Below are 16,795 nucleotides of genomic sequence, written 5' to 3' on the forward strand. Positions count from 1 at the left end.
AAGACCATGACCACATCCCGTTTCACAGCCATGCTGATGGCCGGCGCCATGCTGACCGTCGCGCCGCTTGCGCCCGTTGCCGCAGAAGTCGACACCGCCGCAATGAGCGCCGAAGAGCGCGCCGATTTCGAAGCCGCACGCGCCGCGATTCTCGGCATGGCCGGCGACTATCGCGTCAGTTTCGATATGCGCGAAACGACGAGCTGGCATGCAGACTACACACCGCTCGAGGAGAAAATGTCGGGCGGCTTCGAGAGCGTGCGCATTCTCGAAGACACGGGCGATCATATCATACTCCAGCATCTGCTGATTGTCGGCAGCTCTGACAATCCGATGGTCGTCAAGCATTGGCGGCAGGACTGGACCTATGAACCCGCCGATTATCTCTCCTATGCCGGCAATGGCCGCTGGGACCTCGTCGCCGTGCCCGAAGGGGAGCGTGAGGGCGTTTGGTCACAGACCGTCTGGCAGGTCGATGATTCGCCGCGCTATGGCGGCATCGGCCATTGGACATCCGAGGGCGGTGTCCCGCGCTGGGAATCGAACTGGAGCTGGCGGCCGCTCGCCCGGCGCGATGCCATCCGCGATCCGATCTATGACCGCTATCTCGCGATCAACCGTCATTCGCCCGCGCCGGTCGGCTGGATCCACTGGCAGGATAATCTCAAAATGGGCGAGGAAGATGGCGAGACCTTCCCGGTCGTTCAGGAGATAGTGCTCAACACCTACGCCAAGACCGAGGATTACGATCCCGCGCCTGCTGACAGTTATTGGGCGAACACGGAGACCTATTGGGCCGCCGTGCGCCAGGCCTGGGACGAGGCGATCCGCGCCGATAACGGTATCACGCTGACCGAGGAGCCCAATATGGGCAATACGCATGCCGCGACGCTCTACGGCCTCGGCGACGCAATCAACGCCGGCGATCAGGATGAGGCCGAGGCGATCGCGGAAGCCCGGGCGCTGATCCTCGGCGGCAGCGGCGACTAGGCCGCCAGACAGAATTGCGCCGCCATTCCTCACACAGGCGGCGCAAGGGGCCGGTCCCCCATTCCCAGCTCTCCGAAGGGCGTCTGCGGGAAATATAACCGGCTCAATGGGGCGCTTCGCGGATCGTGGTCCCGCGAAGCGCCCTTTTTCGGCAGCACGGCCTGTTGAACCCGTTGTGCTGCGGCATAGTTGCAACAGTTTTTCCTGAACCAGAGCCAGTTCGGTTATTCACCAGTTGTTCAATGCCCCCGGTCTATGCCAGCCATTATGGCAATGGGAATCCGTCTTGCTTTAGCGCTCGGAGTCGCGGCGATGATCGCTGCGCCCATGCCAGCGCATGCCCAGCAGCGCAGCGAGCAGGACATGGTGTTCGAGAACCGCCAGCAGGGCCGCGCCATGCCCCTGCGCGTCATCGAACGCCGCGTCGTCACGCAGATGCGCGGCTATGACTATCTGGGCAACCCTATTTATTTTGAGCGCAGCAACACCTATCGCATGACCTTTATGCGGGACGGTCAGGTCATTCGCGTTGAAGTGGATGCCGGATCGGGCCGGATACGGAACCGAAGCGATAGGTAAAGAACCATGCGCGTACTGATTGTCGAAGACGAACCGACTTTGGGGCGGCAGCTCCGCGCGACGCTCGAAGGCGCGGGCTATGCTGTCGATCTCGCCACCGATGGCGAGGACGGGCATTTTCTCGGAAGCACTGAAAGCTATGACGCTATCGTGCTCGATCTCGGCCTGCCCGAGATCGACGGGCTGACCGTGCTCGATCGCTGGCGCAAGGAAGATATTACGATACCCGTGCTGGTGCTCACGGCGCGGGACTCATGGTCCGACAAGGTCGCCGGGCTCGATGCCGGGGCCGATGATTATCTGGCGAAACCGTTCCAGACCGAAGAGTTGATCGCGCGGCTGCGTGCGCTGATCCGCCGTGCATCCGGCAACGCGTCGAGCGAGCTCGTCGCCGGCGATGTCCGCCTCGACACCCGCTCGGGCAAGGTGACGCTGGACGGCGAGCCGGTGAAGCTGACCGCGCAGGAATATAAACTGCTCAGCTACCTCATGCACCATAAGGGCAAGGTGGTCAGCCGGACCGAGTTGATCGAACATATCTACGACCAGGATTTCGACCGCGACTCCAACACGATCGAAGTGTTCGTCACACGCATCCGCAAGAAGCTCGGCGCCGAGGTGATAACGACGATCCGGGGGCTGGGCTACAGCCTCGAAGACCCGAGCGAGCGGCGAGCTGAATAGTTTGTCAGACTCAACCTAGCGGTTGAGCGCCGCACCAGCCCTCTCCCCCTCCCGACCTCCCATTGAGTGTATCCTGTTGGGAGGTCGGGAGGGGGAGAGGGCTGGTGCGGCGAACTTCCGACAGGAAGTTTCTGACCAACCAAAACCGCTCTTCGACAAGTCCGGCGCGAAAGGTGTAGTAAGCTCGCGAATATGGACCAGCCGACGAAACATCTTCGCAGAGCGAGCGCCAGCATAGACGCGGCGCGCAAGGGTGGTTCGCTGACCCGGCGCATGATCGGCATCGCCTCGATCTGGATCGTCGTGCTGCTCGCGATCGGGGGCTTCGCGCTGGACCGGGTGCTGAGCCAGGCCTTCACACGCAATTTCGACGCCCGCCTCGAATATGTGCTCTCCGCGATGATCGTTTCGGCCGAGCTCGATCCGGATGGCGAGGTCCGCTTTATCCGCCAGCCCGCCGATCAACGCTTCCTCGAACCCTATTCGGGCTTCTACTGGCAGGTATCGGGCGGCGGGCGCGAACCGTTCCGCTCGCGCTCGCTCTGGGATCGTGCCCTGCCGGTCGGCGAGCCGCATAACGATTTCGAAATCCACAGCTATAACGAGGACGAGTGGATCGAAGGGCCGCTGCGTATCTTGGAGCGCGATGCGATACTGCCCGAAAGCGATACGCCGTTCCGCTTCCAGGTCGCCTCGTCGCGCGCCGTGCTCGACGAGCAGATCGCGGAATTGCGGCGCACGCTCGTCCGGTCTTTCGCCCTGCTCGGTCTCGGCCTGATCGCGCTCGCGGCCTTGCAGGCAACCTATGGCCTCTGGCCGCTCCGGCGGGTGCGCGAGGCGATCACCGATGTCCGCACCGGGCGGCAGGCTCGCGTCGACGAAACGCTGCCGCGTGAGATCGAGCCGCTCGTCGTCGAACTCAATAACCTGCTCGACCATAATGAGCGCCAGGCCGAGGAAGCGCGGCGCCATGCCGGCAATCTCGCCCATGCGCTGAAAACCCCGCTTACCGTGATCCAGAACGAGGCCGAGGCGCAGGATGCCGACCTGCCCGATACGGTGATCCGCGAAGCACGCGTGATGCGGCGGCAGGTCGATCACCATCTGGCGCGCGCCCGGGCCGTGGGGCGACGCGGCGCCGGCCAGTCGCGCAGCCCGGTCTGGCAGGCGCTCCAATCCGTCGAGCGCGCGGTGCGCCACCTGCACGACGATGTGACGATCGATATCGCCGGGGCGCAGGATGCGATCGTCGCCGTCGAGCGGCAGGATCTCGATGAACTGCTCGGTAATCTGATGGAGAATGCCGCGAAATATGGCGGCGGACGCGTATTCGTGACGGTCGAAAAGCGTGCGCGTCAGGCCGAATCCGTGCCCGATTTCGTCGATATCCTGATCGAGGATGACGGGCCCGGCATTCCCGAGGCCGAACGTGACGCGATCTTCGGCCGTGGCGCGCGGCTCGATACGAACCAGCCCGGCACGGGCCTTGGCCTCGCCATCGTCAGCGATGTGGCCGAAATCTATGGCGGCGCGGTGGCCCTGGAGGAAAGCGAAGATCTGGGTGGTCTGCTGGTGCGGCTCAGCCTGCCGGCCGCCGAAAGCGCGCCGCCCGAGATCGTCTGAATCGCGCCGGATCGAGAGGGGCGATGGCGCGCGCATATGAAATCGGCATAGCGGGATGCGGTCCGGGCGGATTGGCGGCGGCGCTGTTCCTGCACAGGCTCGGCCATCGCATCACCCTGTTCGAACGGTTCGAGGAACCGCGCCCGGTCGGCTCCGGCTTGCTTGTGCAACCGAGCGGCCTCGAGGTGCTCGAAACGCTCGGCCTGGCCGCACCTATTCGCGAACGCGGCGCGCGCATCGATTTCCTCAAAGGCACCTCCATCCCCTCCGGCAAGCGCGCGCTCGATGTCCGCTATGGGGCGCTGCGCGGTGACGCCTGCGCCTATGGCGTGCACCGCGCACTGCTGTTCGGAACGCTGTACGATGCGGTACGCGCCGAAGGCATTGCGATCGAAACGGGCCGCACCGTCACGGCTGTCGATATCGACACAGGCGGCGGACGGTTCGACTTTGCCGACGGCGCAACGTCCGCCCGGTTCGATTGTCTGATCGATGCGCTCGGCGCGCGTACCCCGCTGGCCCCGCCATCGGGCCGCGATCTTGCCTATGGCGCCTTATGGGCAACGCTGGATTGGCCGCATGACGTGAGCTTTCTCGACGATGCGCTCGACCAGCGCTATCGCCGCGCGCATGAGATGGTCGGCGTCATGCCGATCGGCCTCCGGCCTTCGAACGACAAGCAGGGCGCGGCTTTCTTCTGGAGCGTGCGCGCTGATCAGATCGAGGCGTTGCACGCAGGCGGGACAGCCAAATGGCGCGATACCGTGCTGGCGCTCTGGCCCGAAACCGCCCCGCTGCTGGATCAGATCGCCGACACGCGCGACATGGTCTTCGCCCATTATGCACACCGCACCGTTCGCCGACCGGTATCAGCGCGGTTCGCGCATCTCGGAGATGCCTGGCATTCGACGAGCCCGCAGCTCGGCCAGGGCGCGAACATGGCGCTGCTCGACGCTGCCGGCCTCGCCTCGGCCTTCCATCGTCATACCGATATCGCCGATGCGCTTGCCTATTACGCCTGGCTCCGCACCAACCATATCCAGATCTATCAGGCGCTGAGCTGCGTCTTCACGCCGCTCTATCAGGCCGGCGACGGCCTCCGCCCTTTCATCCGCGACCAGCTCGTCCACTGGTTCGCCGGCCTCTGGCCCGCCCGCAATCTCGTCGCCGCCATAGTCTCCGGCGGCATCGGCTGGCCGCTCAGACCGATGAGGCTGGACGGGTTGGGCAGCCGTAACGCGGCGCCGGTCACAACATCCGGTCCCTGAGCGCGGGATCGGCGATGCCGCACGCTGCTTTGCGGCCGAAGAGGCGGTAGCGGTGGCGGGCGACGAGATTGTACAGCGCATCGCGGACCGGGCGGGGGATGATCGCAAGCGCCGCGCCGGCTTTCCATGGCCAGCCGAGGCGCCGGGCGATCTGGGCAACGGCGGTCGAGCGCTGATAGATGCGGCCGTCGGCGATAAGCAGATAGGTCTCGAATGCATCGGTCGGCAGGCCGAGATGCCGGTAAAGCGCCTGTCCGATCTCGCCTTGGGCCGGAGTGAGGCGGAAGCGCCGCGCGCGATCGAACCGCAGGATCAGCCGCATCGAGCGCGAGCAAAGCACGCAATCGCCGTCGAACACGATCAGCGGCTGGCTATCATCGAAATCGGGTACGGCCGGATCGGTGCGCCAGCCATAGATGTCCGGCGGCGTCACGGAACTAGGGTCCTGACCCTAAAGCGGCGAGGGGGCGTCGAAATCCTCGTCGCGAATCTTGCGATGATGCGAGACGACTTCATCGATGATGATGCGCAAAAACCGTTCGAGAAAATCGGGGCTGAGGCCGGTTTCGGACGCGAGCGTCTGAAGCCGTTCGACCTGGCGGCGCTCCCGGTCGGGATCGACCGGCGGCACTGCATTCTCCGCCTTCCAGCGGCCGACTTCGGTCGTGATCTTGAAGCGTTTAGCGAGGAGCGCGACCATCTGGCCGTCGATATCGTCAATCTGGTCGCGCCAATGGGCGAGGGGGTCGTCGGTCATAGGTCGCTCCTGCTGCCGTCCCTTGTCGCGGCAAGGGACGGTCGATGCAAGCCATCTTCGCCGGACAATCAGTGTCGCTTGATATGTTGGATATCTTATTAGAGCAATATTTGCCTATTTGGTTATTCAACAGGAGACGGACTTTGATCGACGATCGCACGGTGCAGCGCGCACTCGCCAAAGGCGGATTTTACACAGGCGCGATCGACGGCCTCTATGGCGATGTTTCGCGCCGCGCCACGCGGAATGCGCTGATCGCGGACGGCCATACCATCGCGCCATGGATCGATCCGCGCTGCCGCATCGCGCTGGAACAGGCGATCATGGCCGAGGCGGGGATCGAAACCGGCCCGATCGACGGCCTTGTCGGTCCGCAAACCCGGATCGCGCTGGAGCGGTGGCAGGACGGCCAGCGCACCGTCGAGCCGTCTCCCGTCGATATCGCGCACCAGCCCGACCGCTTCCCGCGCCAAAAGGATGTGCGCGCTTTCTATGGCGCACCGGGCCAGCACCAGACCAAGCTCGACCTCCCCTTCGCGATGCGACTCGCCTGGGATACCGACACGATCGTCCGCCGCTTTTCGATCCACGAAAAAGTGCATGACAGCGCCGCGCGCGCCTTCGCCCGGATCCTCGATCATTATGGCGAAACGAAACTGCGCGCACTCGGCCTCGACCTGTTCGGCGGCTGCCTGAACGTGCGCAGAATGCGCGGCGGCACGGCGATGTCGATGCATAGCTGGGGCATGGCGATCGATTTCGATCCCGCGCATAATGCCTTGCGCTGGAACCGCGACCGGGCGCGCATGGCGCGGCCCGCCTATGCGCGCTTTCTCGACATCTGGGAGGAGGAAGGCTGGGTCAGCCTGGGCCGCGAACGCAATTATGACTGGATGCACGTCCAGGCGGCGCGGCTCTAGGAGGGTTTTTGCCTTCGCCCGAACACGCGCTTCAGGACGCGGCCCGCCGCCCATAGCAGCCCGAGCGTAAACAGCAGGACCAGCGCGAATATGGCGACCGCCAGTCCCGGATTCGCGAGCGCCGCAACGGTCAGCCCGGCCGTCGCCACATCTTCCCCGGTGGAAACGACCACATTGCTGAACGGCTCGGGACTCGCATTGATCGCGGCCCGGCTGCTGGCCTTGGCGCCATGGCCGAGCAGCGCGCCCCCGCCGCCCAGGAGCAGCGCCACGATCTGCCAGGCCGGATCGTTCGCATCGACGATAGCGAGCGCCAGCAGCGCGCCGCCGACCGGCCGGATCAGCGTGTGCAGCCCGTCCCACAGGCTATCGAGCCAGGCGACCTTGTCGGCGAAGAACTCGACGACCAGACCGATTCCGGCCACACCGATGACCCAAGGATTGGCGAGCGCGGCCAGCATCTCCAGATTTTCCGGCAGCGCGATCCAGCCCGTCCGCATCGCAAGGCCCGTCGCGAAGATCACGAAATAGAGCCGCCATCCGGCGAGCAGGCTGACCGATCCGGCCAGCGCGACAAGTTCCACAGCGCTCATCGGCACGAATGCTGGCACAGCGCCGCACGAATGTGTAGGCACGGCGCATGGATTTCGAGACCAATACAAATCCCGGTATTCCGGCCGCCACGCTGATTCTCATGCGCGATTCCGATGCGGGCGCACCCGATGTGCTGATGGTCGAGCGCGCCCGGAAAATGGCGTTCGCGGGCGGCGCGATGGTGTTTCCCGGCGGCCGGATCGACCCCGGCGATCATGCGATTGCCGAGAATGACGCGATCGTCCGCGGCGCGCCGGACGACTCTTTGCAGACCGCAGCGCGGATTGCGGCGATCCGCGAGACGCTGGAGGAGACAGGCATCGCCGTCGCCTTCGATCCGCTGCCCGATCATGGCGCGACCGTGCAGCTGCGCGAAGCATTGCATGAAGAGAGCGATTTCGGCGCGATGCTCGCGAGCGGCGGCTGGCAGCTCGATCTCGATCTGCTGACGCCCTGGGCGCGCTGGATGCCGAATTTCAAGCAGGAGCGCAACTTCGACACCTGGTTCTTCGTCGCCCGCGCGCCGGCGCTGGCGAAGAACAAGGCCGATGGCGGCGAGAGCGTATCGAGCCGCTGGACCGCCGCGCAGCAGGTGATCGACGAGGCTGAGGCCGGGAAATGCTCGATCATCTTCCCGACGCACCGCAATCTCGAGCGGCTCGCCCGCCTTGAAAGCTATGAAGAAACGCGCGTGCATGCCGAGGCGCATGCGGTGAAGATGATCACGCCCTGGGTCGAGGATCGTGACGGCGAGAAATTCCTCTGCATTCCCGAAGACGCCGGCTATCCGGTGACGGCCGAAAAGGTGACGCGGATGATTCGCGGCTGAGACTTCACGCGGCGTTCAGGACGATAGCGCGAAACGCCCTCATGCCGATTTTCCGGAGACTTTGATGCGACCGATCCGATACCTGCCCGCGCTGCTGCTCAGCTGCATCGCCCTTCCCGCCGCCGCTCAGGACATGGCCGACGGGCCGACCGAGATGCCGCAGGGCACCTATATGGTCTTTGCCGACGAGGCCGGATCGGCCTTCGCAACCTATAATCCGGCACTGGCCGAAACCGGCGTCTGGCCGCTCAGCTTTTTCTATTTTCAGGCGGGCACGCTGGCGGGCACCGCGCGCATGTCGGCCAGCCCGCAATGCGATCAGGGCATTGTGCGCGGCCGGCTGACCCATGCCATGGGACCGGACGGCGCGGTGATGGAGCTGCCGCAGAGTGCCGAGATGCCGTCCTTCTCATTCGACCGTGCGGGCGGTGGCGGCGATCAGGCGATTGTCGATTTCATCTGCGGCTCCGTGCAGGACCGGCTGATCCAGGCGCAGACGCCCGTATATAATAGCCTCGAAGCGACGGCCAACAGCTATGCGCAGCTGCGCGCGCTCGGCCTTGACGGTCCGCTTGCACAAAGCCTCGCGATCCGCGACCGCGAGGCGGCCGAGCCGCTGATCGGCACGGCCGTGCCCGAGGCGCTGCGCGATCAGGTGCGTGCGCTGATCGATCCCCGGCACTAGGCCGGAGCCGTACCGCTATGTTGCCACCGCACCGCCCGGATAGGCGATAAGGATCGTGCCCGCATGGCTGAGATCGGCCGCGCCATCGGTAAGCCATACGGTACCCGGCGCCAGCTTTGCATCGCCAAACGCCCCTTCGCCCGCGAGCGGGATCAGCCAGTGCGGCCGCTCGAGCGACGCGGCAAGCGTCCGCTCCGTCGTGCCGGTCCAGCGCTCGAGCACGAATTTCCGACCCGCCGCCAATATCTCCCGCCCCGGCGAGACCATGCCCGGCGCATCGGGGGCGGCCCAGGGCCCCGGATGCGCGACGGCCACGGCATCGTCGAGATGCAGGTCGCGCGGCCGCCCATAATCGTAAAGCCGATAGGTGAGATCGATATTCTGCTGCACTTCGAGCAAGGTCACGCCCGCGCCGATCGCGTGGATGGTGCCGGCCGGCAGGTAGAACAGGTCTCCGGCCGTGACCGGCCTCCAGTCGAGCATCGCCTCGACCGAGCCATCCAGCGCGGCGCGTCTGAGCTGCTCGGCATCCACCGTCTCGACCAAGCCGATGCCGATCTGCGCCCCGGGGTCCGCATCGAGGATCAGCCAGCATTCTTCCTTGCCGTAGCGATGCCCGCGTGCTTGCGCCGCGGTATCGTCCGGATGGACCTGCACCGAGAGCTTCGCGCTCGTGAACAGATATTTGACGAGCAGTTCAGGTGCCGTGCCATCCGGCGTTTCGAACCAGATTTCGCCGATCGGTTCCGCATCAGGCGCGGGATCGGCGAAACCGAGGCCGAGTCTGTGCCGGCCCCAGACCTTCTCGATGGCCCGTTCGGTCAGTCTGGTCGCGGACATAGCCGATACTCTTCCGTTGCACGCATGAAGCGGCTTATGGATGAAAAAGCGGCGAAAGGCATCAGCAATGCGGACGATAACGGGACTGGCGATACCAGCACTGTTCTTCGCCGCCAGGCTCTATATCGCCCATTAAGCCCGGGCGCGCGTGCCGATCATTTCCTTCTGGACCAGACCGACCGCGGACGGTTCCGCCGGGTGCTTTGCCGTTAGCTTCCGACGCGGCCCTCTTCGACGACCGTCATCTCGCCGCCGGAGTGATGAAAGGCATTATATTCGACGATATCGTTAAGCCGGTCGTCGCTGCGCGCCAGCGCTTCGGCACGCGTATCGCCGAAACCGAAACCGATCAGGGTGCGGACCCGGCCATTATATTCAACGCCGCCTGCGACCACGACATAGTGGCCGGCGCCGCTATAGGTCTGGCAGATAATGCGGCCGGGATCGCGATTGCGTTCGCGCAGCTCGTTTTCGGCCGCTTCGCGCAACAAAGAACCGTCGACATCGCCGGCCTCGGACTTGGCGACCGCATAATCGTCGAAGCTGAGAATGCCGTTGCGGTCTTCATTCGACGCTATGCAACCGGCAATCGTGCCCGCGGACGCCGGGACGGCGGTGGCCATGGCGATGGCTGGGATGCTGAATGTGATGAACGATTTCATGGCTCTACTCCCGAAAACCCTATGCTTTCGGGCGTATCATAGAACAAATTTCTCCGAATCGGAAGCGCGCTGACGGCCTAGTGCGGCACGGCGTTTTCCGGAACCTTCTCGACCCAGTCCGGATAGAAGGCCGGGGCACGGTTCGACCAGCCCGGCGCGGTCGCCGCAGCTTCGCTGATCGATTGCAGCAATATGCGCCGGCGCTCGGGATGGATATGGGGCAGCGCGGCCGCCGCGCAGAAGGAACCGGGCAGCCAGGGCCGGACATAGGGGCCGAGCAGCCGCTCATAGAGGAACCGATAGGCGGAGAAGGTCGGCAGCCTGTCCTGCCCGAGATCGAAGGCCGACACCGTGACCAGCGGGCCCATGAACGGCTCGACCGCATCGAGGCCGCTATCGTCGGGAATGGTCTCGCGAATATCGTCGAGCCGCTTGTAAACGCTGGACTGCGCCTTGATCGCCGCAGCTTCGACCATGTCGCGCGACCATTTGCGGATCGCGTCGCGTCGTTCGAGACCGACATCGAGCGAGCGGCGGACATAACGCTGGGTCGATGCTTCGAACGACGCGAACTCCTTCATCTCGGCAAGCGCCATCGCGCCGGGCTGGGGAGTGTTGGTCTTCGTCATCGAACCCTCCGGTCCGTTGTTGATCCGTGAGCCGATTATGGCACGCAACAGGTTGACGAAGCGTTAACCATAAGCCGCTGTAGCGCCTCTTGAATCACTTATGTTGCAGCGCATCAACCGTCTTTTGTAATTTTATGTGGATTCAAGCAATATTGTTGCACGAAAACACCGGCTAAGTCGTTTTCGGCCCGGAAATCTAGGCCGCCGCGCGCTCCGGCCCCAGCAGCAGGACGCGCACATCGCCCTTCGCCGAGTAGCTGACGATCAGCAGATAAGTCGCCAGGAACAACATGCCGCCGAAAAAGGCGGGAATTGCGAGAATGAGTCCCGTCACGCTGAATTGGTGCCGCCAGGCGACCCAGAGCGCGGACAGCGCGAGGAAAGTGGCAAAATCGACATTGAACTGGCCCGGCCAGCCAAAGGCGAGAATATCGCCAAAGAAATCGGAAAACAGATTGGCGCCGTGATTGGCGATGACGGGCGCGGTATAGCCCACAATTATCACGAGAAACACGATCAGCAGCAAGCGGAATGCGGTCATAATGTCCTCCGGAATCGGTGCGTGAAACAACCGCTAGGTCCCGCCGAACGGCGATTCAACTACCTCGCGGGTAAAGGCACCGCCGCATTCGGCCCCATAAGCGCGTGGTACGGGACTCACGCGAATCCATCGGTATCCGGCGCTTCGGGGCCGCATATTTCGACGAACGTATCGACAAAGCGCTATGGCCGTTCGACTGGAAGCGCGCCACGGCGAGACGGATCGCGTTCCAGCCGCTACAAGACGCCTCATGGACGGCAGATCGCTCGACATTTCGCGCAATGCGGCAATCGGACACCGGCTGGGGCTGGTGTCGGTGCTCGGGCTATGGGGATTCTATTTCGTCGTCGTGACGATCCGCGCCGCGGTCATGGCCTATCCGGGCCAGTTCGAAATGCTGATCTACCGGATATTCGTGATCGGCTTTGCGATCGGCCTCACCTTCCTGCTCTATCTGTTCCTCGAACGGTTCGCCGACCGGCCGTTGCGCTGGCGCATCCCGATTGCCTTCGCCGCCGCGCTGCCCTTCGCCGCCGCGATCGCCGCATTCAATTTTTACGTGTTCGAGGTGCTCGATCCGCTGCAGATATTCAAGGGCGAAGAGTGGGAAGAACAGCGCGAGATGATCGAGGAGTTCCAGGCGCGCGATCCGCTGGCCATGTGGCGCGGCTTCGCCGAGGCCGTGCTGTCGCGATATTTTGTCGTGATCGCCTGGGCGCTGCTCTATATGGCGCTCGGCTATGCGCAGATCGTGCGCCAAGCCGAACGTCGCGCCGCGATCTTCGCGCAGGAGGCGCAGACCGCCCAACTCCGCGCGCTGCGCTATCAGGTCAATCCGCATTTCCTGTTCAATACGCTCAACGTCCTTTCCTCGCTCGTCATGCGCGACCGGCGCGACGAGGCGGAGAAGATGATACTCAACCTCTCCACCTTCTACCGCACGAGCCTGACCGCCGAGCCGGCCGACGATGTCGCGCTGGAAGAAGAGATCCGGCTGCAGCGTCTCTATCTCGATATCGAGGCCGTAAGGTTCCCCGAGCGGTTGATCGTCGACATTGAAATCCCAAAGTCGCTGAACGGCTGCTGCGTGCCCGCGCTGATCCTGCAGCCGATCGTCGAGAATGCGATCAAATATGGCGTGTCGCGCGTACGCCGCCCGGTGACGGTGTCGATCCATGCGCGCGCGGAGAATGGCAAACTCATCATCACCGTATCCGACGATGGCGATCCCCTGCCCGACGATGCGCCGCACGGCACCGGGGTCGGCCTCAACAATGTCTATGAGCGGCTCGACGCACGCTATGGCGACGAGAGCAACGTCACATGGGGGCCGATGGACGGCGGCGGGTTCGCCGTGACACTCGAACTGCCCATCAACAAAGAGACGTGCTGATTTTGTCAGACCTTCGCTTCGCTCAGGCGCGGCACCAGCCCGCTCCCCCTCCCGACCTCCCAATCAGGGTATACTCGTGGGAGGTCGGGAGGGGGAGCGGGCTGGTGCCGCGATTTTCCGCCAGGAAAATTCTGACAAACAACTCAGAAACACATGCACTCCAACGGACTTCCAGCACCATGACCGACACAGCACCGCTTCGTACTCTACTCGTCGACGACGAGCCGCTCGCCATCGAGCGTATGCAGATCCTCTGCGCGCGCACCGAGGGTATCGACCTGATCGGCACGGCGCAGGATGGGGAATCCGCGCTGCGCATGGTCGAAGCGCTGCAGCCTGAGCTGCTGCTGCTCGATATCGCGATGCCGGGCATGGACGGGATGGAAGTCGCCCGCGCGCTGGACGGGTTCGATCTCGCCCCGGCGATTATCTTCGTAACCGCTTTTGACCAGTTCGCCGTCGAGGCCTTCGATGTCGCGGCCGTCGATTATCTCTTAAAACCCGTCGCGCCCGAACGGCTCGAAAAGGCGATCGCCCGCGTTACCGAACAGATCCGGGAAACGCGCGACAGCACGGACGAGGATTCGCCCTGGGCCGAGGAATTCTGGGTGCCGCACCGCTCCGAGGTGATCCGTGTGGCGTCCGAGGATATCGACCGGGTCGAGGCGGAGCGGGACTATATGCGCCTCCATATCGGCGAGCGCAGCTATCTGCTCCACCAGACGATCAGCAATCTCGAAGAGCGGCTGGACCCCGACCATTTCATCCGCGTCCACCGCTCCTCGATCCTCAACCGTGGCCGGATCGCCAAGCTCCGGCATGACGGATCGGGCGGCTGGTATGCGGAAATGGACGACGGCACCGAAGTCCGGATCGGCCGCACCTACCTCAAAAAGGTCAAGCAGATCGCCGGCAAATAGCGGTCAGGCCGAAACGCCACGGCCGGTCAGACATGCTGATCGAGCATGATCTGATTGCCATCGGGATCGGTGAAAACGCAACTGGCCGGGCCTGTCGTCGTCTCATCGGCTTCCTGGATCATCGCGATACCCGCCGCTTTCAGGCGCTTCTGGATTTCGCGTATATCGGTGAAGTCGCCGACCGGCTCGCCCTTTTCGTCCCAGCCCGGATTGAAGGTGAGGATATTGTCCTCGAACATGCCCTGGAACAGGCCGATTGTGCAGCCCGGCGATTGCAGGATCATCCAGCCATGCTCCGACTGGTCGTGCATGACGCCAAAACCGAGCGCTTCGTAAAAGGTCCGCGATGCGGCGATGTCCTTGACCGCAAGGCTCAGCGAAAAATTCCCCAGATGCATGATGTTCTCCCGTTCTTAGATACGAAGTGCAACGCGCCGATTACCAGAATAGATCGGCCAAGATTATCAGCATACCGATTTGCGCCGTCATCCAGCAGGCAGGACGAACGCCGGACGGCCCGACGGCGTAAGCGGGAATGTATAACAGTCGCCCTGCGAAGAACGTCCAGGCGCCGATCGCCGCCAGCATGCCGACAGCGTCCGCTGCATGAACCAGGAACAGCGATGCGGCGAACTGGGCGAAACTCTCCAGCAGATTGCGGTAGGACCGCACGATCCTCCCCGCGATACCCTGCGCTTCCTGCAACTCGTCGCGCGGGCTGAGTATATATCTGGCCCCGAGCTGGTTGAGCGAAACAATGCTGGACAGCCCGAGATGGGCGAAGGTGAGGATCAACACCGCGAAGAGCGCCCACAGGTCCGGTGTCAGGGTGGAGCTATCCATGAACGCGCTTCCCGAAGATTTTGACGAGGACGCGAACGAGCGCTGCGGCGGCAAGACTGATACCGCCCGCTACCAGTGCGCCCAATGGGGCCATGATGAATGTCCAGCTTTGCGGCCCGAGACCCAGGGCCACTTCGTCCACCCGATAGGCCGGATTGGCGGCGAAATAGGCGTCGAGAAAAAGGCCCTGCGTCCAGACGGCGGTCAGCGCCATCAGAAACCCGCCGAGGAAAGCGTTGCGCAACGGAGCATCGGGCGCGAACAGTGCCGCCGCCTTTCCGATACCGGCCAGCAGGATCAGCACCACGATCCACTCATAGCCGGCGAGAAACGCCGTGATCGTACCGGCAGCGTAAAACAGCCCCGCCACAATCGCACACAGCATTATTGCCCGAGAAAATTTGTTCATGATTTTTCTCCACAAAGGCGCTATATGACCGATTGACGATTTTAGTCAAATATATATTTAGACGATATGCCAAGAGCTTTCGACGAACGGGAACGCGCCGAGATCGACGCGACGCTGCGCGCGGCAGGCACAAAGCTTTTCCGTCGAAAAGGTGTGACGAAGACGACCGTTGATGAACTGGCGCGCGCGGCCAGCATCGCCAAAGGCTCGTTCTATGCCTTTTATGCCAGCAAGGAATTGCTCTTCTTCGAGATTATCGAGGCGTTACATATCGAGATGCGCGCGCCGTTGCTCGACGCGCCGCCGGGCGGCAAACGCGAACGGGCGGTTTTCGAGCGGATGATCGGCGACCTGCTCGAACAGGCATCGACCGAACCGTTGATCCACCTGATGGGCCAGGAAACCGAACTGCGCGCCGTGATCCGGCGCGTCCCGCCGGAAAAACTGCAAAGCCATGAACGAGCCGATCAGAAATTCCTCGAATCGCTGATCGCGCTGTGGGGCGACCCGAAGCAGCCGCCGGATCGCGATGTCGTGGCCGCTCGATTGACCACCGCGCTGCTGGTAGGCCTGCGCCGGGATTTTATCGGCGACCGACTGTTTCCGCATGCCTTTGATTCGGTCGTTGCGAGTTTCGCCGACTGTTTCTTTCCCTAAGGTCAGGAAGAGCCCAAAACAAAACACCCCCGGGCAGAGGATCCCGGGGGTGTTCCGTTGGGCCTTGGAGGGGCTGTCCAGGGCCGGAGGTTGCCCGTGCGGGCTAGCGCATGGCACCGATCGTGACAGACGGCTGCCGTGCGAGATTGATAAGCTGCGCCATGGCATCGTTGATCGCATCGTCCTGACAGGCGCGAATGGTTTCCGCGCCGGCAAGATTGCGGACATCGACTGTGCCGCACACCTGCTCGGCCGCCCGGTCGATCTGGCCGGCGAGCAGCGCATAGCCTTGGGCCGAATGCACATTATAGGCGCGGGTATCGATCGTGACACTTTCCGTTGCATAGCCGACACCGGCGAGAGCCGGCGAAGTGGTGAAAGCGGTCGCGGCGCCAGCCATGGCGACCGCGGCAATAGCGAAAGCAATTTTCTGCATATGTCTTACTCCTGAACCTTGGCCCTCCGGGACCATTCCCGGCGGATCCGTAAGGGACGGTCGCCTGCCGGGTGATCCCGATCTCGCCGTCGACAATGGGTATAGGCGATTCGCGCGCGCCGGTCGTCGCGGGATCGACAGCCGGGCCGGGCTTTGCGTCAAATCGACAAACGTCGGAATTCTGTCGATCAAGGTTTCGGATCGCCGCCCGAATGGCTCGGTTCGCAGGACAGGTGCCTGCGTTGGTCGGTGGCTGAAAGCGGTTGGTGGAGAGGTACGTCATTGTCAGAACATTGCTCGCGCAACGTCGCGGCAGAGTCTTTTTTGTCAGAATTTTTCCTCAGCGGAAAAATCGCGGCACCGGCCCGCTCCCCCTCCCGACCTCCCACAGGGTACACTTATTGGGAGGTCGGGAGGTGGAGCGGGCCTGTCCCTCAAACTTCCGACAGGAAGTTTCTGACAAAGAATCCGCCGCGCCTGAGCGATAGCGAAGGTCAGACAAACCAAAACCCAACTTCCGGCGAAGGGTTTCCGCC

General features: G+C 63.3%; 22 protein-coding genes. 11 read left to right on the forward strand and 11 right to left on the reverse strand.

Translation table 11 applies throughout. The annotated features are described in order from the left end of the window. Window positions 1-6: 6 nt before the first annotated feature. From Q0974_RS03585 to Q0974_RS03605, 5 genes are all read left to right on the forward strand, one after another. Window positions 7-990: a DUF6607 family protein gene (locus Q0974_RS03585; RefSeq protein ID WP_299322734.1), complete on the forward strand. Its 984-nt coding sequence runs from the start codon at window positions 7-9 to the stop codon at window positions 988-990. A gap of 312 nt (window positions 991-1,302) precedes the next feature. Beyond that, window positions 1,303-1,569, forward strand: a complete 267-nt coding sequence (locus Q0974_RS03590) for a hypothetical protein (RefSeq protein WP_299322735.1) — start codon at window positions 1,303-1,305, stop codon at window positions 1,567-1,569. Window positions 1,570-1,575: 6 nt separating this feature from the next. After that, window positions 1,576-2,253, forward strand: a complete 678-nt coding sequence (locus Q0974_RS03595; RefSeq protein WP_299322737.1) for a response regulator transcription factor — start codon at window positions 1,576-1,578, stop codon at window positions 2,251-2,253. 192 nt (window positions 2,254-2,445) lie between these two features. Continuing rightward, entirely contained in the window at window positions 2,446-3,876 is a 1,431-nt protein-coding gene (locus tag Q0974_RS03600; protein ID WP_299322741.1) for a HAMP domain-containing sensor histidine kinase, read from the forward strand. A gap of 23 nt (window positions 3,877-3,899) precedes the next feature. Further along, window positions 3,900-5,144, forward strand: coding sequence for an NAD(P)/FAD-dependent oxidoreductase (locus tag Q0974_RS03605; protein WP_299322744.1), 1,245 nt, complete (start codon window positions 3,900-3,902; stop codon window positions 5,142-5,144). On the opposite strand, the gene Q0974_RS03610 is transcribed toward Q0974_RS03605, so the two are convergent. After that, window positions 5,125-5,577: a thiol-disulfide oxidoreductase DCC family protein gene (locus tag Q0974_RS03610; protein WP_299322746.1), complete on the reverse strand. Its 453-nt coding sequence runs from the start codon at window positions 5,575-5,577 to the stop codon at window positions 5,125-5,127. The genes Q0974_RS03605 and Q0974_RS03610 overlap by 20 nt on opposite strands. Window positions 5,578-5,595: 18 nt before the next feature. Next, complete coding sequence (locus tag Q0974_RS03615; RefSeq protein ID WP_299322749.1) at window positions 5,596-5,901, reverse strand: chorismate mutase; 306 nt, start codon at window positions 5,899-5,901, stop codon at window positions 5,596-5,598. 143 nt (window positions 5,902-6,044) lie between these two features. On the opposite strand from Q0974_RS03615, the gene Q0974_RS03620 reads away from it, so the two are divergent. Further along, entirely contained in the window at window positions 6,045-6,821 is a 777-nt protein-coding gene (locus tag Q0974_RS03620; RefSeq protein ID WP_299322751.1) for a M15 family metallopeptidase, read from the forward strand. Here the strand turns inward: Q0974_RS03620 and Q0974_RS03625 are convergent. Continuing rightward, entirely contained in the window at window positions 6,818-7,414 is a 597-nt protein-coding gene (locus Q0974_RS03625; protein ID WP_299322754.1) for a DUF4126 domain-containing protein, read from the reverse strand. The genes Q0974_RS03620 and Q0974_RS03625 overlap by 4 nt on opposite strands. A 47-nt stretch (window positions 7,415-7,461) precedes the next feature. Here Q0974_RS03625 and Q0974_RS03630 point away from each other — a divergent pair, with 47 nt between their 5' ends. Both Q0974_RS03630 and Q0974_RS03635 read left to right on the forward strand, forming a co-directional pair. After that, entirely contained in the window at window positions 7,462-8,244 is a 783-nt protein-coding gene (locus Q0974_RS03630) for an NUDIX domain-containing protein (RefSeq protein WP_299322756.1), read from the forward strand. A 64-nt stretch (window positions 8,245-8,308) separates the two neighbouring features. Further along, window positions 8,309-8,929 (forward strand): hypothetical protein, encoded by a 621-nt coding sequence (locus Q0974_RS03635; protein WP_299322759.1) that lies wholly within the window; start codon window positions 8,309-8,311, stop codon window positions 8,927-8,929. A 15-nt stretch (window positions 8,930-8,944) separates the two neighbouring features. Here the strand turns inward: Q0974_RS03635 and Q0974_RS03640 are convergent, their stop codons facing one another. The 4 genes from Q0974_RS03640 to Q0974_RS03655 all read right to left on the reverse strand — a co-directional run bounded on the left by Q0974_RS03640 (window position 8,945) and on the right by Q0974_RS03655 (window position 11,601). After that, window positions 8,945-9,769: a class I mannose-6-phosphate isomerase gene (locus Q0974_RS03640; protein WP_299322761.1), complete on the reverse strand. Its 825-nt coding sequence runs from the start codon at window positions 9,767-9,769 to the stop codon at window positions 8,945-8,947. A gap of 209 nt (window positions 9,770-9,978) precedes the next feature. Continuing rightward, a complete protein-coding gene (locus Q0974_RS03645; protein WP_299322763.1) occupies window positions 9,979-10,431 on the reverse strand; it encodes a hypothetical protein in 453 nt (150 codons plus the stop codon). Between the two features lie 77 nt (window positions 10,432-10,508). Further along, window positions 10,509-11,060 (reverse strand): hypothetical protein, encoded by a 552-nt coding sequence (locus tag Q0974_RS03650; RefSeq protein WP_299322764.1) that lies wholly within the window; start codon window positions 11,058-11,060, stop codon window positions 10,509-10,511. A gap of 196 nt (window positions 11,061-11,256) precedes the next feature. Next, window positions 11,257-11,601, reverse strand: a complete 345-nt coding sequence (locus Q0974_RS03655; protein WP_299322767.1) for a hypothetical protein — start codon at window positions 11,599-11,601, stop codon at window positions 11,257-11,259. Between the two features lie 250 nt (window positions 11,602-11,851). Here Q0974_RS03655 and Q0974_RS03660 point away from each other — a divergent pair, with 250 nt between their 5' ends. Together Q0974_RS03660 and Q0974_RS03665 are read left to right on the forward strand one after the other, a co-directional pair. After that, on the forward strand, window positions 11,852-12,994 hold the full coding sequence (locus Q0974_RS03660; RefSeq protein WP_299322770.1) for a histidine kinase: 1,143 nt from the start codon (window positions 11,852-11,854) through the stop codon (window positions 12,992-12,994). Window positions 12,995-13,173: 179 nt separating this feature from the next. Next, window positions 13,174-13,914, forward strand: coding sequence for a LytTR family DNA-binding domain-containing protein (locus Q0974_RS03665; RefSeq protein ID WP_299322771.1), 741 nt, complete (start codon window positions 13,174-13,176; stop codon window positions 13,912-13,914). Between the two features lie 26 nt (window positions 13,915-13,940). Here the strand turns inward: Q0974_RS03665 and Q0974_RS03670 are convergent, their stop codons facing one another. From Q0974_RS03670 to Q0974_RS03680, 3 genes are read right to left on the reverse strand one after another with little or no spacing between them, the layout of a single operon-like run. Further along, window positions 13,941-14,312, reverse strand: coding sequence for a VOC family protein (locus tag Q0974_RS03670; protein WP_299322774.1), 372 nt, complete (start codon window positions 14,310-14,312; stop codon window positions 13,941-13,943). Window positions 14,313-14,352: 40 nt separating this feature from the next. Continuing rightward, on the reverse strand, window positions 14,353-14,757 hold the full coding sequence (locus tag Q0974_RS03675) for an MAPEG family protein (RefSeq protein ID WP_299322776.1): 405 nt from the start codon (window positions 14,755-14,757) through the stop codon (window positions 14,353-14,355). Beyond that, on the reverse strand, window positions 14,750-15,166 hold the full coding sequence (locus Q0974_RS03680; protein WP_299322779.1) for a hypothetical protein: 417 nt from the start codon (window positions 15,164-15,166) through the stop codon (window positions 14,750-14,752). Before Q0974_RS03680 ends, Q0974_RS03675 begins: the two co-directional genes overlap by 8 nt. A 66-nt stretch (window positions 15,167-15,232) precedes the next feature. Here Q0974_RS03680 and Q0974_RS03685 point away from each other — a divergent pair, with 66 nt between their 5' ends. After that, the gene (locus tag Q0974_RS03685; protein ID WP_299322782.1) at window positions 15,233-15,823 is read left to right on the forward strand and encodes a TetR/AcrR family transcriptional regulator; all 591 of its coding nucleotides are present in this window, start codon (window positions 15,233-15,235) and stop codon (window positions 15,821-15,823) included. Between the two features lie 103 nt (window positions 15,824-15,926). Here Q0974_RS03685 and Q0974_RS03690 read toward each other — a convergent pair whose 3' ends face one another. After that, entirely contained in the window at window positions 15,927-16,259 is a 333-nt protein-coding gene (locus tag Q0974_RS03690; RefSeq protein WP_299322784.1) for a UrcA family protein, read from the reverse strand. Window positions 16,260-16,795: the final 536 nt, after the last annotated feature.

Source organism: Parasphingopyxis sp., from assembly GCF_028279465.1.
Taxonomy (GTDB): domain Bacteria; phylum Pseudomonadota; class Alphaproteobacteria; order Sphingomonadales; family Sphingomonadaceae; genus Parasphingopyxis.

Bases quoted from the DNA above. Each gene is read 5' to 3' on its own strand.
- Q0974_RS03690 (WP_299322784.1), bottom strand. From the start codon at position 16,259: ATGCAGAAAATTGCTTTCGCTATTGCCGCGGTCGCCATGGCTGGCGCC.
- Q0974_RS03685 (WP_299322782.1), top strand. From the start codon at position 15,233: ATGCCAAGAGCTTTCGACGAACGGGAACGCGCCGAGATCGACGCGACG.
- Q0974_RS03675 (WP_299322776.1), bottom strand. From the start codon at position 14,757: ATGGATAGCTCCACCCTGACACCGGACCTGTGGGCGCTCTTCGCGGTG.
- Q0974_RS03615 (WP_299322749.1), bottom strand. From the start codon at position 5,901: ATGACCGACGACCCCCTCGCCCATTGGCGCGACCAGATTGACGATATC.
- Q0974_RS03665 (WP_299322771.1), top strand. From the start codon at position 13,174: ATGACCGACACAGCACCGCTTCGTACTCTACTCGTCGACGACGAGCCG.
- Q0974_RS03595 (WP_299322737.1), top strand. From the start codon at position 1,576: ATGCGCGTACTGATTGTCGAAGACGAACCGACTTTGGGGCGGCAGCTC.
- Q0974_RS03650 (WP_299322764.1), bottom strand. From the start codon at position 11,060: ATGACGAAGACCAACACTCCCCAGCCCGGCGCGATGGCGCTTGCCGAG.
- Q0974_RS03600 (WP_299322741.1), top strand. From the start codon at position 2,446: ATGGACCAGCCGACGAAACATCTTCGCAGAGCGAGCGCCAGCATAGAC.
- Q0974_RS03655 (WP_299322767.1), bottom strand. From the start codon at position 11,601: ATGACCGCATTCCGCTTGCTGCTGATCGTGTTTCTCGTGATAATTGTG.
- Q0974_RS03590 (WP_299322735.1), top strand. From the start codon at position 1,303: ATGATCGCTGCGCCCATGCCAGCGCATGCCCAGCAGCGCAGCGAGCAG.
- Q0974_RS03645 (WP_299322763.1), bottom strand. From the start codon at position 10,431: ATGAAATCGTTCATCACATTCAGCATCCCAGCCATCGCCATGGCCACC.
- Q0974_RS03625 (WP_299322754.1), bottom strand. From the start codon at position 7,414: ATGAGCGCTGTGGAACTTGTCGCGCTGGCCGGATCGGTCAGCCTGCTC.
- Q0974_RS03635 (WP_299322759.1), top strand. From the start codon at position 8,309: ATGCGACCGATCCGATACCTGCCCGCGCTGCTGCTCAGCTGCATCGCC.
- Q0974_RS03670 (WP_299322774.1), bottom strand. From the start codon at position 14,312: ATGCATCTGGGGAATTTTTCGCTGAGCCTTGCGGTCAAGGACATCGCC.
- Q0974_RS03640 (WP_299322761.1), bottom strand. From the start codon at position 9,769: ATGTCCGCGACCAGACTGACCGAACGGGCCATCGAGAAGGTCTGGGGC.
- Q0974_RS03660 (WP_299322770.1), top strand. From the start codon at position 11,852: ATGGACGGCAGATCGCTCGACATTTCGCGCAATGCGGCAATCGGACAC.
- Q0974_RS03630 (WP_299322756.1), top strand. From the start codon at position 7,462: ATGGATTTCGAGACCAATACAAATCCCGGTATTCCGGCCGCCACGCTG.
- Q0974_RS03585 (WP_299322734.1), top strand. From the start codon at position 7: ATGACCACATCCCGTTTCACAGCCATGCTGATGGCCGGCGCCATGCTG.
- Q0974_RS03605 (WP_299322744.1), top strand. From the start codon at position 3,900: ATGGCGCGCGCATATGAAATCGGCATAGCGGGATGCGGTCCGGGCGGA.
- Q0974_RS03680 (WP_299322779.1), bottom strand. From the start codon at position 15,166: ATGAACAAATTTTCTCGGGCAATAATGCTGTGTGCGATTGTGGCGGGG.